Source organism: Roseovarius litorisediminis, from assembly GCF_900172295.1.
In the GTDB taxonomy this organism is placed as follows: domain Bacteria; phylum Pseudomonadota; class Alphaproteobacteria; order Rhodobacterales; family Rhodobacteraceae; genus Roseovarius; species Roseovarius litorisediminis.
Genome location: NZ_FWFL01000001.1, coordinates 210,090 through 224,218, shown reverse-complemented (window position 1 = coordinate 224,218; position 14,129 = coordinate 210,090). Strand labels below are relative to the sequence as shown.

At 57.3% G+C, this 14,129-nt stretch carries 13 protein-coding genes; 7 read left to right on the top strand and 6 right to left on the bottom strand.

Translation table 11 applies throughout. The features are described 5' to 3' along the window. Positions 1-115 precede the first annotated feature (115 nt). On the bottom strand, positions 116-787 hold the full coding sequence (locus PEL8287_RS00980; protein ID WP_085890497.1) for a GntR family transcriptional regulator: 672 nt from the start codon (positions 785-787) through the stop codon (positions 116-118). A 131-nt stretch (positions 788-918) separates the two neighbouring features. Here PEL8287_RS00980 and PEL8287_RS00975 point away from each other — a divergent pair, with 131 nt between their 5' ends. Then, complete coding sequence (locus tag PEL8287_RS00975) at positions 919-2,223, top strand: hydroxymethylglutaryl-CoA reductase, degradative (protein ID WP_085890496.1); 1,305 nt, start codon at positions 919-921, stop codon at positions 2,221-2,223. 503 nt (positions 2,224-2,726) lie between these two features. Then, positions 2,727-2,951, top strand: coding sequence for a hypothetical protein (locus tag PEL8287_RS00970; protein WP_176228523.1), 225 nt, complete (start codon positions 2,727-2,729; stop codon positions 2,949-2,951). On the opposite strand, the gene PEL8287_RS00965 is transcribed toward PEL8287_RS00970, so the two are convergent. The 3 genes from PEL8287_RS00965 to PEL8287_RS00955 are packed head-to-tail and all read right to left on the bottom strand — an operon-like array spanning position 2,948 to position 5,249. After that, the gene (locus PEL8287_RS00965; protein ID WP_085890494.1) at positions 2,948-3,670 is read right to left on the bottom strand and encodes an RlmE family RNA methyltransferase; all 723 of its coding nucleotides are present in this window, start codon (positions 3,668-3,670) and stop codon (positions 2,948-2,950) included. The genes PEL8287_RS00970 and PEL8287_RS00965 overlap by 4 nt on opposite strands. A gap of 10 nt (positions 3,671-3,680) precedes the next feature. Further along, positions 3,681-4,136, bottom strand: a complete 456-nt coding sequence (locus tag PEL8287_RS00960; RefSeq protein WP_085890493.1) for a phage tail protein — start codon at positions 4,134-4,136, stop codon at positions 3,681-3,683. Then, positions 4,137-5,249, bottom strand: a complete 1,113-nt coding sequence (locus PEL8287_RS00955; RefSeq protein WP_085890492.1) for a Ppx/GppA phosphatase family protein — start codon at positions 5,247-5,249, stop codon at positions 4,137-4,139. A 237-nt stretch (positions 5,250-5,486) separates the two neighbouring features. Here PEL8287_RS00955 and PEL8287_RS00950 point away from each other — a divergent pair, with 237 nt between their 5' ends. The 3 genes from PEL8287_RS00950 to PEL8287_RS00940 are packed head-to-tail and all read left to right on the top strand — an operon-like array spanning position 5,487 to position 7,813. Further along, complete coding sequence (locus tag PEL8287_RS00950) at positions 5,487-5,783, top strand: virulence factor (RefSeq protein ID WP_085890491.1); 297 nt, start codon at positions 5,487-5,489, stop codon at positions 5,781-5,783. A gap of 26 nt (positions 5,784-5,809) precedes the next feature. Further along, complete coding sequence (locus PEL8287_RS00945; protein WP_085890490.1) at positions 5,810-6,742, top strand: methylenetetrahydrofolate reductase; 933 nt, start codon at positions 5,810-5,812, stop codon at positions 6,740-6,742. A 3-nt stretch (positions 6,743-6,745) separates the two neighbouring features. Further along, complete coding sequence (locus tag PEL8287_RS00940) at positions 6,746-7,813, top strand: methyltetrahydrofolate cobalamin methyltransferase (RefSeq protein ID WP_085890489.1); 1,068 nt, start codon at positions 6,746-6,748, stop codon at positions 7,811-7,813. Positions 7,814-7,916: 103 nt separating this feature from the next. Here PEL8287_RS00940 and PEL8287_RS00935 read toward each other — a convergent pair whose 3' ends face one another. Further along, positions 7,917-9,950 (bottom strand): hypothetical protein, encoded by a 2,034-nt coding sequence (locus PEL8287_RS00935; protein ID WP_085890488.1) that lies wholly within the window; start codon positions 9,948-9,950, stop codon positions 7,917-7,919. 242 nt (positions 9,951-10,192) lie between these two features. Further along, a complete protein-coding gene (locus PEL8287_RS00930) occupies positions 10,193-10,798 on the bottom strand; it encodes a response regulator transcription factor (protein WP_085890938.1) in 606 nt (201 codons plus the stop codon). A 228-nt stretch (positions 10,799-11,026) separates the two neighbouring features. Between PEL8287_RS00930 and PEL8287_RS00925 the strand changes: the two genes are divergently transcribed. Both PEL8287_RS00925 and PEL8287_RS00920 read left to right on the top strand, forming a co-directional pair. Then, positions 11,027-11,521 carry a putative pterin-binding protein gene (locus PEL8287_RS00925; protein ID WP_139837654.1) on the top strand — a complete coding sequence of 165 codons (495 nt, stop codon included), beginning with the start codon at positions 11,027-11,029 and terminating at the stop codon, positions 11,519-11,521. A 35-nt stretch (positions 11,522-11,556) separates the two neighbouring features. Then, complete coding sequence (locus PEL8287_RS00920; protein ID WP_176228522.1) at positions 11,557-14,112, top strand: ATP-binding protein; 2,556 nt, start codon at positions 11,557-11,559, stop codon at positions 14,110-14,112. Positions 14,113-14,129: the final 17 nt, after the last annotated feature.

Sequence of the window (14,129 nt, the reverse complement as noted above, 5' to 3'; positions counted from 1 at the left end):
TTTGATTATTGATCAAATATCAATAACTATGATGCGACGGCGTATTGTGGCAGTGTTTCAAAGTGTTGAAGGGAGGGCGCGCGGTTGGAGTCGCGACTACAAATCTGCTGGTGTGTCAGGTTGATTCGGTCTGAAAAAGCATCCGGACAAGCACTTCGTAGGCATCGGAGAGATCTGCTATCAAAGCTTCGGATGCTGCATCGGCATCGCCTCGGTGGATGCTCTCGACGATCTTTCGGTGGTGAATGTTGGACACCTTGTACTGGTCCTCTTTCTCCAACTGATAAAGATGCGGACTGACGCGCAGCCAGAGGGTATCGATAACCTCGGTCAAAACGGGAGACCTTGATTGCTGGTAGAGACGAAGATGGAATTCGTAGTTGGTCTTGATATATGCGGCAATATCGCCCGACTGCTCTGTTTTTTCGAGACGCCCGAGCAGATCGTCAATCTCGGCCAGAAATGCCTTGTCGCAGTTCTTTACCGCCCACCTAACGGCCAGAGATTCGATCTCGAGGCGGACGTTGCGCAGGTCGGTCAACTCATCATAGCCAAGTACCGGCACACCCACCGAACGGCCCGATACATTTGCCAGAACGCCAATTGCCAAAAGCCGGGTCAAGGCTTCGCGCACCGGCATGGCACTGACGCCGAAGGCTTTTGCGACCTTGGACACGGGAACGGCTTGCCCCGGCGTAAACTCCCCTTCGCGCAAAAGCGTACATAGACGATCGTAGACCTGATCGTGCAGCTTGTCTTTCTGAATCGGTTGTTGGTTCTCGAACATGATACGCGTCTTTGCATAGAAACAGGGTGGAAATCCATAGCGCGTTTGCGGGACCGGGTTCTCTTTGAATGCCGGTTACACTTCGGATCGCGCGAATTGCTCTTTTCGACGCCCTTTGAAAGAATCGAACCATGACCAAGAAGGATAGCGGAAGAATGTCATCACGAATCAAGGATCTGCGCGCCCTCGAACCCGATGCGCGATTGAAGGCCGTAACCCGCGCGACCGGCATTGACGCCTCTTCCGCCTTTGCCCTTTCTGGGGAAACCGTTCTCGGGCTCGATATCGCGAACGGGATGATCGAAAATGTGATCGGAACGTTCGAATTGCCCTTGGGCGTCGCAACCAATTTCACGGTCAACGGGCGTGATTACCTTGTGCCCATGGCGGTCGAGGAACCGTCCGTTGTTGCGGCAGCGTCCTACATGGCCCGGATCGCGCGCGCCGGGGGTGGTTTCTGTGTCACCTCAACCGAACCGATCATGCGGGCGCAGATCCAGATCCTTGGGCTGAGCGACCCCCATGCCGCGCGCGCACGGCTTTTAGCCGAGCGCGATGCGATAATGGACAAGGCGAATGCCAAAGACGCCGTTCTTGTCGACCTCGGCGGCGGATGCCGGGACGTCGAGGTGCATGTGTTCCCCGAAACGCCCATCGGGGCGATGGTGGTCATGCATCTTCTGGTGGATGTACGGGACGCAATGGGCGCAAACACGGTCAACACGATGGCCGAGGCGCTTGCGCCTTTTGTCGAAGAGATCACAGGCGGCACCGTGCGCCTGCGAATCCTGTCCAACCTTGCCGACAGGCGCCTGGTGACGGCCAGCGTGCGCGTGCCGGCCGCCGCCCTGGACACCGATGTTCTGGATGGCACCGACGTGGCACAAGGCATCGTCGAGGCCTGCGCCTTGGCACTGGTCGACCCGTATCGCGCTGCGACCCACAACAAGGGCATCATGAACGGGATCGACCCCGTTGTGGTGGCCACCGGCAATGATTGGCGCGCCATCGAGGCGGGCGCCCACGCGTTTGCGGCACGCTCTGGGCGCTACACATCGCTCACGACATGGGAAATCGCAAATGACGGAGCGCTTGTCGGGACGCTGGAAATGCCGATGGCGCTCGCTATCGTTGGCGGGGCGACGCGTACACACCCGGCGGCCCGCGCGGCGCTTGACCTGTTGGCGGTTTCCTCCGCGCAGGAACTTGCCGAAGTCGTGGCAGCCGTCGGATTGGCACAGAACATGGCCGCGCTGCGGGCTCTTGCCAACGAAGGCATTCAGCAGGGGCACATGAAATTGCATGCCCGAAACATCGCAATCACTGCCGGAGCCACCGGCACTGATATCGACCGCGTCGCAAATGCTCTTGCGGCCGACGGCGACGTCAGTGTCACCAAGGCGAAAATGTTGCTTGAGAGGCTGAAACCATCGTGACTTTCTCTTGCCTTCGTCATGTCCAGAACGCCAAAAAACCGACTATTCCCGCGCCCGGCCGGAACAGACATTCTCTGCGGTGGGTGCGGATGACATTTGTAGCTAAAGCGAATGTCGGCAAAGCGGGTTTCGGATGCAGAATATCGAGACTTTATCGAGTGTCCATTATGGGCCGGTTCGCTTACCCCCCGAATTTCGAGCGCTGACGTTAGCTGCTATTTGTTGTCTGCCGGTCTTCAAAGTGAAGGAGATCGGCCATGTCGAAACGGACGCGAAATCATCCAGAGGTTCAAGGCAAAGGCCGTGTTGGAAGCGCTTGAGGGCGAGGAGACGGTTAGTGAACCGGCCAGTCGTTTGGAATTCACCCTCAGGCGCGGACGATTTGATGCGTGCGGCCCGGGCATGGACCACGGCACGCGCATCGCAAGACTCCACGATTTGGCGCGGTAAAGGCAGTATTTCTGCCTCATTTCGATGCCAACCTACGGATCCTGGGTACCTGTGTGAAAGGCATAGAAGGCATAGAAGGCATGGAAGAACGTCTCAAACCCGCCACAAGGCCGCGCCACGCGCTGCTGTTTGAATTGATCCGTCAGCGCGACGTGGCAGACACCATCAACCGTAAAATGCCCGGCGCGTCCGGCGCTGATTCCAGTCAGATAGAACAGTTCATGCTACAGGCCACGCAATCCCTGACGCCGCACAGAACCCTGTCCGCAACCCTTTAGGGTTCTCCCCGGAACCCCATTGCGACAACGAATTTTTCCGAACTGTCGGATCGCGATGCCGGGGGTTTGACGTTTGCAACCTTTGTAAACCGCTGCTTCAGAATTTTCTGCAACTCACCTTCGGCCCCACCTGCCAGAACCTTGGACACAAACGTACCGCCCTCGATCAGTACATCGAATGCGAAGTAGGCCGCTGCTTCGCACAGTGCCATGATTTTCAAATGATCCGTTTGCTTGTGCCCGCTTGAGGACGCCGCCATGTCCGACATCACCACATCGGCCTGCCCGCCCAGCCATTGCTTGACCATCTCATCGGCGCCTTCGTCCATGAAATCCAGCTGGTGAAACTCGCATCCGGCAATCGGCTCGACTTCTTGCAGGTCGACGCCCAGAATCGTCCCGCGCGCCTTGCCCGACTTGTCGCCCAGGGCATTCACCCGCGGCACCGCCACCTGGCACCACCCGCCCGGCGCGCAGCCCAGGTCGACCACCCGTGCGCCCGGCACCAGAAAACGGTACTTGTCGTCAAGCTCCATGATCTTAAAGGCCGCCCGCCCGCGATACCCTTCATTCTGGGCCCGCTTGACATAAGGATCATTCAACTGCCGCTGCAGCCAGCGGGTTGACGACGCCCTGCGCCCCCGCGCGGTCTTTACCTTGACCGTCAGATCACGCTGCCCGCGCCCCGATGTGTTTTTGCCGTCCGGCCCTTTAGCCATCTAATTCGCCTCACGCGTTCGCAATTGAAATACCCTCATGTGCGATTTCAAGTGTTTCAACCGCAACCTCATTGCCCTCGGCCTTCAGATCAGTGCTTGTAATTTTGACCGGAAAGGCATTGTTGATGTGCCAGACCATCACCGGTTTCCCGCCTTCGTCCAGCAGTGAAATCGTTACCTTCCTGCGCTTGATCGTGTTCATCTTGATTTCGGAAAACCAGTCGAAAATCGCGTTGTCCCTGACGAAAACGCCTTTCTTCATCGTGATGTTAGCGCTTTTCATCATACCCGGCATTTTCACCGCTGAAAACACGGGCGAGTTCCCCGTCCGGTATTCAAGTGGCTGAGTCTCGGCATCCAGCCCCGAGACCTCCTGAAAATGCAGTTCGGCTTTGTCCCAGGTCACTAGAAAGTGAAACTTTGGCAAGGGCCAGACCGTCGCCGGCACAGATCCGTCATCGATCATCTAATCCACCGTATCCTTCAAAACCCCATCCGCCGACATTTGCGCATAAAGCATGCCTTCGCGCAGGCCCCGATCGGCCACCGACAACCGGTCAGTAGGCCAGCAGCGCAACAGCGCTTGTAAAATGGCGGCGCCGGACATGATCAGCGCCTGACGGTCCATTCCTATCCGCGGGTCCTTGCGCCGTCCGGCGGGCCCAAGCAGCAGGTAGTTCCGGATCACCTTGTCAATCTCGTCGCTGGTCATCGTCAGGCCATCTACCTTGTTGCGATCATAACGTCTGAGCCCCAGGTGGCTGGCCGCAACTGTAGTCACCGTCCCGCTGGTGCCGACAATCTGAAATCCTTCGCGGGACTGCTCATCCTTGTAGGGCGCGAATTCAGCAAGATTTTCCTCGAAAAACCAACTCATCAGCGCAAAACGCGCGCTGTCATCCTCGACATCAATAAACTGATCGCGCAGAGTTGCGACACCCAAAGGCACACTGATCCAGTCCACCACTTTGGCCGCGGGAAACCGGTTGTCGGTGCTGTGAAACCCGTGGTGCATCCGCATGATAGCGCGCGCGCGGTCCCGCGGCGGCACATCGCGCAGGTCGATCCACACAAGTTCAGTCGATCCACCACCTATATCGACTACCAGCAACTGGTTCGTGACGGGACTCACCAGCGGCGCACAGGAAACCACCGCCAACTGCGCCTCTTCCAGAGGTTCGATGATATCCAGCTTCAGACCGGTTTCGCGCTGAACACGCTCCATGAATTCGACACCGTTGGTCGCCCGGCGGCAGGCCTCGGTGGCCACCAACCGCATCCGCCGCACCTGATGACGCTTGAGTTTTTGGCGGCACACCCGCAGCGCCTGAATCGTTCGGTAAATCGATGACCGCGACAACCGGCCCGAACTTTCCAGTCCGGCACCCAGCTGCACTGATTTTGAAAAGCTGTCCACGACTTTGAACTGATTGCCCTGCGGTTGGGCAATCAGCATTCTGCAACTGTTTGTTCCCAGATCCAGCGCCGCATACAAATCGGCGGAATCCGGCAGTCTCAGTGCGGGGCTCTCTACCAGTTTAGGGATCGCGCCCGCACTTTCGGGACGCTTGGGCGTCATGACGACACGCCCTCCATTTCAAGTTACCCACAAGGTAGTTGCTAACGTCGCGCCACGCAAGCGCTGCGCGACACTGATAACCATCTTGAAAGATTTTCCTGTTGCCCCCTGTGGCGCCGCCCCCTGCCCCTGCTCTATGATCATTACGTCGCATGACGTATCAGGATTGTCGAAAACCGACCCTGAACCGGTCGCGTGCTGCTTTAGTTAGGGGCCACTGAGGAAAAGGAATCAGCCATGGTTGACGTTACCATTGTTTACTGGCGGGACATCCCGGCACAGGTCATCGTCGGCAAGGGTCGTAAAGGCGCCAAGAAACAGCTGCCCGAACGATTCGAGCAGGCCATCGACCGCGCTGCCATGAAAACCGGCGCTGGTGGTACCGATGACTATCTTGCCGAATGGCGCAAGGCCGCTCCTTATCAGGTCGAGGGGGAACCCTCGGACGTCGCAGAATCCGAAGCGGCCCGGTTGGACGCAGAATTTGATCAGGACCGCATCAAGCAACTGATCGCAAATGATGGCTGGGCATGAGCTCCAGATCGTTATGGGAGGCCGCAATGGCTCTTTTGAACTTCCGCAAGCGTGAGAAAACCAGCGGCGCGCCGGTCAACGGTCAGGTCGAGGCATTTCTCAAGGATTATTCGATCGAAGTGATGCCGCGGACCGCTGAAAAGGTTGAAGATTTTCGCGATCTTCTGCCGGCAGGCACGCGCGTCTACATTGCCCACATCGAAGGCACACCGATCACCGAGATGGTCGCCACGGCCAAACGCGTAGCCGCAGAGGGCTACCCTGTCATGCCGCACTTCCCTGCGCGCATCATCAAGGATCGGGCCACCCTGGCCGACTGGATCGCCCGCTATCAAGGCGAGGCCGGCGTCGAACAGGCCCTGCTTCTGGCCGGTGGCGTTGAAAAGCCACACGGTGATTTCCACAGCTCCATGCAATTGCTGGAATCAGGCGAGTTCGACAAGGCTGGTTTCAAACGCCTGCACGTCGCCGGCCACCCTGAAGGCAACAAGGATATCGACCCCAAGGGCGGAATGAAAAACGTCGAAGACGCGCTGCGCTGGAAGCACAAATTTTCGGAAACCACCGATGCCGAAATGGCGTTGGCCACCCAGTTCGCCTTTGACGCCAAACCGATCATCAAATGGGCCGATGACCTGTCTGCGGCGGGTATCACACTGCCCATCCATATTGGCATTGCCGGCCCCGCAAAACTGCAGACCCTGATCAAGTTCGCTATCGCCTGCGGCGTTGGACCCTCTTTGAAGGTCCTGCAGAAACGCGCTATGGACGTCACCAAGCTGCTGCTGCCCTACGAACCCACAGAGGTGTTGACCCAACTGGCCGCCCACAAGGTCGCCAACCCGGATTTCAATATCACCAAAGTGCACTTCTTCCCGCTCGGCGGCATCAAGACCAACGCCACATGGGCTATCGAAAACGGCGGCAGCTCAGCTACACCCGCCAACCAGCAAGGATAAGAAATGACCCGCACAATCGTCGAGAGCAAAACCAAAACCGCCATCATCGGGTTCGACGAACCCTTTTGCGTGATCGGTGAGCGGATCAATCCCACAGGTCGCAAGAAACTGGCGGCCGAGCTTGAAGCGGGTGATTTCTCGACCGTCGAGGCCGACGCCGTCGCCCAGGCTGCAGCCGGTGCAACTGTTCTCGATATCAATGCGGGTGTGGTCTATAACTCCAACCCCAACCCGAACGAGACCGAACCGCCGCTGATGACCAAAATCGTCGAGTTGGTACAGGGTCTCGTTGATCTGCCGCTGTGCATTGACAGTTCGGTACCTGCCGCGCTTGAGGCCGGACTGAAAGCCTGTGAAGGCCGCCCGCTGCTGAACTCGGTTACAGGTGAAGAGGACCGGCTGGAATACGTCTTGCCGCTGGTCAAGAAATACAACGTGCCCGTCGTGGCCATCTCGAATGATGACACCGGCATCTCGGAAGACCCCGATGTGCGCTTTGAGGTCGCCAAAAAGATCGTTCAGCGCGCCGCCGATTTCGGCATTCCCGCGCATGATATCGTTGTGGATCCGCTGGTCATGCCTGTCGGCGCAATGGCCACCGCCGGTCTGCAGGTGTTCACTCTGGTGCGCCGCCTGCGCGATGAATTGGGCGTGAACACCACCTGCGGCGCCTCGAATATCTCGTTCGGCCTGCCCAACCGCCACGGCATCAACAACGCCTTCCTGCCGATGGCCATGGGCGCCGGTATGACCAGTGCCATCATGAACCCGATCGCTCTGCCGGTAAAACAGGCCGAAATCGACGCCAAAAAAGCCGAAGTCGCTGCTACAGGTCTGGTTCTGCCCGACGATATGGATGACGAAACCTTCTGCCAACTCTTCGGGCTTGGCTCGACCAAACCCCGTGCTGGCAAGGAAATGGAGGCAATCATGGCCGCCAACTTTCTCACCAACAACGACCCGCACGGCGGAAACTGGATCAAGTTCAACAAAGCGCCGCCAAAACCCGGCGACGAGGTCCGCTCTGGCGGACGCGCAGGCAGCCGCAGCCGCAGTCGCCGTCGCGCCTGATCTTCAGCCTGTCTGAAACGATCTGAATAACCCCGCCATCGCGCGGGGTTATTCTTTGCCCACTGATTTTTCGCAGAAAAATCGCGCGCGCGCTCAAACGGTTCTAATCGCCAGACAGGTCAATCGTCGCCGATACATCAAACCCCTCCGGCAGAAATCCCAGACGCCGTTCTACCGCCTCGCGTCGCGTCGCGTCCAGCGCCGTTCCGCTCAGGATCAAGCCGCCGGGTTCAATCGTCACAGTTCCCGTTTCCAGCATCGACAATGCCTTGATACCCGTCCGCGCCGCATTCCACCATTCAGGACTTGCAGGCACATCGGCATAGTTCAGATCCCCGGCTTCAATTACGCGGCCAAAAATCACTGATTGCGACTGCAGCCCCAGATCATAGGGCACTTTGCCACTGGCTCTTGCACCATTTGCATCGGTAGTCAGCGTCAACCAGAACGGCCGCCCGTCATCCAGAAACTCCAGCTCTGTCTCGGCATCAAATCCATCTGGCAGCCCGGCCAGCAGGTCCTGCATCTGCGTTTCCACATTCGGATCACGCAGCAGCCCCTCCAGGCGTAGACGATTGTCCGACACTTGCAGCACCCCGTTCTCAAACAGGGCAAGCGCGCCGATACCCAGTCGCGCGGCTGCTAACCAGTCGGAAGGTGCCTCCAGCTTACCGTCCACCAGCCCCCCGGGCGATACCGGCCCCCCCAACAATCCGGATTGCGCGCTTATCGGCAACGCCGCCGGCACCTTGCCCTTGGCGATTGCATCCCTGCCATCAAACTCAAGCGACAGGCGAAACGGGGTACCATCATCGTAATAGTCCAGGTCAAACCGCGTCTCGACGCCGTCCGGCAAGACTGCTGCCAGTTGCGCGGCCATCTTTTCCTGACGCGCCGAATCGAACACAAGACCGGTGAACGTCAGCTCATCATCGCTGAAGGTGACGGCCCCGTGTTCCAACTCTTTCAGTGCCTCGATGCCCGCAGTTGCCGCCTGCCACCATCGCTTTCCAGCCCGAACCTGTGCAATCACCAGATCGGGCCCGGTAACCGGGTGATCCAAAAACGCCGACTGCACCCGCAACCCCAGATCAGCGGGTGCTTTTCCGCGGGCCACCGCAGCCACGCCATCAAAGGTAATTGTCAAAGCAAACGCCGCGCCGTCATCCATCTGTGCGATGTCTGTTGTTGCCTTGATGGCACCGGGCAATTGATCGACCAGGGCATGGGCCTGTTCATACGCGGTTTCCGACCATGCCTCGCCCGACAGGGTAAAACTTGACCCGATCAGCGTCATATTTCCTGATTGCAACTGGTCCAGCGCTTTTAGCCCGGTTGCCAATGCGTCACTCCAGCCATCAAAGGGCACGGCGATGGGTGTAATCGGCAAGTTCTGCTCAGACAGGCGCTGATCAATCGCTGCCAGCTCCAGTGCCTGAGGCAACTTGCCGGACATCTTAAGGGTACCATCCGGCATTTTCGTCACCGACAGCCGTAACGGGCTTCCGTCATCCAGCAGTGTCAGATTTTTTTCAAACCCGTACCCTCCGGGCAATTCAGTGAAAATCCGCCCGATCTTTGCGTCGACTTCCGGCGTTAACGCAGTGCCGTTCAGCCGGACCATGCGGCCATCCATCTCCAAACGTCCGTTTTCCAACATAACAAGCGCCTGGGCGCCGCGTAGCGCAACACCACCCCATTCCAGATCCGGTGCGCCTGACGCCAGTGTCAACGCCTCAACCCGATCGCCCAGCACCCCGCGCAGGGCGGCGCGCTGGCGCTCGGTGGGGACAGGCCCCTCGATCTCTGTCGCCTGTCCCTTCTGATAGGTGATGTGCAGCGCATAAGGCACTGCAGGTTCCAGCACGGTCAGCGCACTGCTGATCCTGCCCCGGCCTTCAATTTCACGCAGATTTGTCAGGATGAATTCCCGCTCCGCCTCTGTGTCGGCAACACCCGACACACTGATGCTTCGGCCGTTCACCTCGACGGACAAAGGATGTATCGCCGGGCCGACAATAGCCTCGGCTTGTGATCGTAAACCGGCTTCGACCAGCGGCTCATCCTTCTGAAAGTTGAACATGCCAAAGGCAAACAAAGCCGCAATCAGAAACACCGCTCCCAGAAAATCTTCCATGTACCGCCCATTGCCAAGAATGTGTCACATCCCCGGTTATTCATGGCGCCCCTGCCGACTGTCAAACGCATATTCCCAAAGGCCATAGCCAGCGGTGCGCTGAGGTTGTGCAAAACCGCGGTCCAAATCCTGGAGTGATTCAATTTTTACCGGGTCAAAACCTGATCTCGGGCCGCGCATAGCTTTCAAATGCTGCGGGCGTCCCAACACAGAACAGAAAGAAATCAGGATGCCGGAACGCTTCAGGTCAGTCCCATGTCCCGCGCCAGCATCGCCGCATGTGTCCGGTTTTTCGCCCCCAGTTTTCGGGACAGTGTTTTCAGGTGCAATTTAACCGTAACCTCCTGAATATCCAGATCGCGCGCGATTTCCTTGTTGGATTTACCCTCGGAGATACCCAACAGCACATCCTTTTCCCGCGGGGTAAGGTTAATCCGCCCGTCGTCAGGCTCGATCTTGGTCAGAAAATCCAGGGGCATATAGGTTTCGCCCGAAAGCATATGGCGCACCGCCGCAACCAGTGACTGCGGCGCCAGCGTTTTTGGCAGGAATCCCGCCGCCCCGGCCCTAAGCGCCCGTCTGGCGACATCGGGCGGCGCCGTGCCAGTAAGGATCGCAACCGGGCATCCGGCACGTGCCTTCATCGTGGCCAGCCCCGTCAGGGCATCCATCCCCGGCATCGCATAGTCCAGCAATACCAGATCTACCGGACCTTCCTTATCCAGTGTGGCAAGTGCGCTATCCAGGCTGTTGGCCGACACAACGCAAAAACCGCCCTGAAGGCGAAGAAATTCAGCTATCGTTTCGCGAACCAGTTCATGGTCATCGGCCAGTAGCAACTTGCGCATTTTGGCGTCTTTCAAATTTGCAGGCATTCTAAAGCTTTACACCCGCAGTATTCCCCAATTCGGCAGCCTCCCACAGGCGCCTCATTACATATATAGAAGATGCATTGGTATATATACCATACCCTCCCCCTATCCAATTGCATAGGGGGATAGCTCAAACTCGATCATAAGGTGATAAGTTGTTTAGTTGAAAGGTCTGGTAATTTGGTAATCTTCTGGAAAAGCTTTTTGTTTCTGATTGTGTTGGCGATTTCACCTGTAGCCCATGCTAAGGACACCACCCTGATAAAAGCGCCCGATGCGGCAGTTCTGCTGACAATCGATATGCAGGAAAAGGATTGCTCCATCAGCGAACAGATCAGATTGACACTTGAAGATCTCAAAGAACTTCCCGTTGATGAAATCAACACAACAACAATCTGGACCGAAGGCACACAGACATTCCGTGGTGTTCGGTTAAGCACATTGCTGACGATGCTAGACCGAGAGGCCGTTGATCTGGAATTGATCGCGATAAACGGCTACCGCGTTACAATTCCTGCCGCCGACATCACACCTGAAGGACCACTTTTGGCATACCAGCGCAACGGCAAAGCCATGTCCGCCCGCCAGAACGGGCCGCTTTGGATGGTCTATGATTACGATTCCAATCCGGCTTTCAGAACCGAGACCATCTATTCGCGCAGTATATGGCAACTGGACCGGATAACGATTTCACGCTAGCTACGGCCTGTAAGGTAGCAACCGGGCCTGTCGCCATGTCACTGCGAAAAATAATGAAATACCTGTTTCGCCGACGGGTTCAACTTGCGCTTTACAGCGGAATTTCCCTGGCCTGCCTTGTGGCGACCGCTATCCTTACCGCTCAGGTCTTCCTCAAACTTGATGAATATAAAAGCACCAATCGCGACAATATGCCATGGACCATTACCCAGCTTCAGGTGGATCAGCTAAAGCTGATCAATGCGATTGTCGGCCCGGATACGCTTGATCCCGAAAAGCTGCAGATTCTGCGCCAGCGGTTTGACATTCTTTACAGCCGGACCCAAACAATCAAGAACGGCGAAAGCTACAAACTGGCGCTTGCGGATACAGCCGCCGGAACCGAACTGTCAGAGATTTCCGAAACACTCGACCGCATGGTCACAATCATTGACGCCGATGATGCAAGCCTCATTCGCCAGCGTCAGCTACTGCTCGACGCAACTACCGGTCTAACCGACCCGATCCGCCGTTTGTCAGCCGCAGGCATCATGGTCAACGCTCGCCTGGCCGAGGTCGAACGAAGCTTCATAACGTCAAAACTGGTAAACCTGTCCGTACTCAGCCTGCTGATGCTGCTGGCCCTTTTGTCGCTGATGATCCTTTTGTGGCGTCTCTATCACCTTTATCGAAAACGGGCCTTTCAGAACCGCATCACGCTCAACCGCCTGGCAACCATCCTCAATACATCGCAAGACGCCATCCTGGTTGTGGATGCAACAGGCAAGATCATCGACACCAACGGTGCGGCTGAAACGATGTTTGCCCTTTTGCGCGCAGCAGAAACACCGGTCAGCATTTCACAGGTTTTGTTCTCAAGATCGGACGATGGCACAAACCGGCTTACGCCTCTGTCAGCCCAAAAACTTAACTTGTCCTGCGCAAATGGGCCCAACCGCAGCACAAACCTGATTGCCCGCAACAAGACCGGGCTGGAATTTCCGGTTGAACTGTCTGCGAACAAGGCCGCACGTTCGGGGGACGAGGTGTGCGTTTGCTTCATCCGCGACATCACCAACCGCTTAAAAGCCGAGGCTGACGTCAGAAGCGCCCGCGACAAGGCCCTTGTCGGGGAACGCGCCAAGGCCCGTTTCCTTGGGATGATCAGCCACGAAATGCGCACGCCCTTGAATGGCATTCTGGGGTCTCTGGACCTTCTCGAAGAAACCGGGCTTCGCGAAGATCAGGAACGCTATTCCAAAATCATGAAGTCCTCTGGCCAACTGCTGCTGAATCAGATCAACGACGCGCTTGATGTAACACAGGCCGATGCGGGCCGACTGACGCTTTCTCACAGCACCTTTGATCTTGATGATCTGCTGCTAGACCTGCTGCACAGCCAACAACCCATTGCCGCCGCACAGGACAACAGCCTGACATTGCTGAAGCCCGAAACCAACGGCGAATTGGTTCAGGGTGATCGCGACCGTGTTAATCAGGTTCTGCTCAATCTCATCGCGAACGCGATCAAATTCACCCGCGGCGGCGAGATCGCGATCGAGGTGACACGTCTCGGGGGGCCGGACCATCCCACCGACGAAGTTGAATTCCAGATCAGCGACACCGGTATCGGGATCGCCGAGAGTGACCTGCCACGGATATTCGATGACTTTGTGCGCCTTACCGATCCTAACAGCCCCGATATTGAAGGCACAGGCCTGGGTTTGGGTATCGCCCGCCACCTTGTCTCGCTGATGAATGGCAAAATCGGTGCGGAAAGTGTCAAAGGGGAAGGCAGCCTTTTCTGGGTGCGCATTCCATTGCCACGGGCGCATTCTGATGTCACGCTCATACCCGACCTTCCGGACGAGGCTCGGAAAGCTGACCGCATGGATATCCTTGTGGTCGAAGACAACTTTACCAACAGGCAGGTTCTGTGTGAACTCCTGCAGAAAGACGGTCATCGGGTTACTCTGGCTGTTGACGGCCCCCAAGGCGTTGCAGCCGCCAATCAAACCAGGTTTGACGTCATTTTCATGGATATCAACATGCCCGGCTTTGACGGCATCGAGGCAAGTCGCCGGATCCGCAATGAAGGCGGCCCCTGCGCTGGCACCCGTATCATCGCCCTGACCGCGCATTACCAGCCCGAGCATGATTTGCAGATGCAAACCGCAGGCTTTGATGCTGTACAGTCCAAACCCCTGCGCCGCAATGTGTTGCGACAGCTTCTGGCCGGCGATCAACAACCGCCTGAACCGCCGAGAAAACCGGCCAACATCGACTGGGAGGTGCTGGATCAACTGACCGCTGTCTTGCCGGATCGTAAAATTGCAAAGCTGTTAGACGGATTTGAGTCCGAAGGTCAGGGGTTGATTGATGGCTTGCCCAGCCTCAAGGCTGAAGGCGCCCGGCAATTCGCAGCCCGTCTGCATAGTTTTGCCGGAACAGCAGCCACCCTCGGGGCCGTTTCGCTGCAATCCATGCTCAGTCGGGCTGAAACCTTTGTGATCGAGGGCGATCTCGAAACCGCAGATCAGTTTCTGGACGATCTTCCCAAAATCTGGCTCGAGACGCTTCAGGAAATTCAACAGCACTGCCTCGCGGCTTAGAGCGCGCCTTGGCCAAC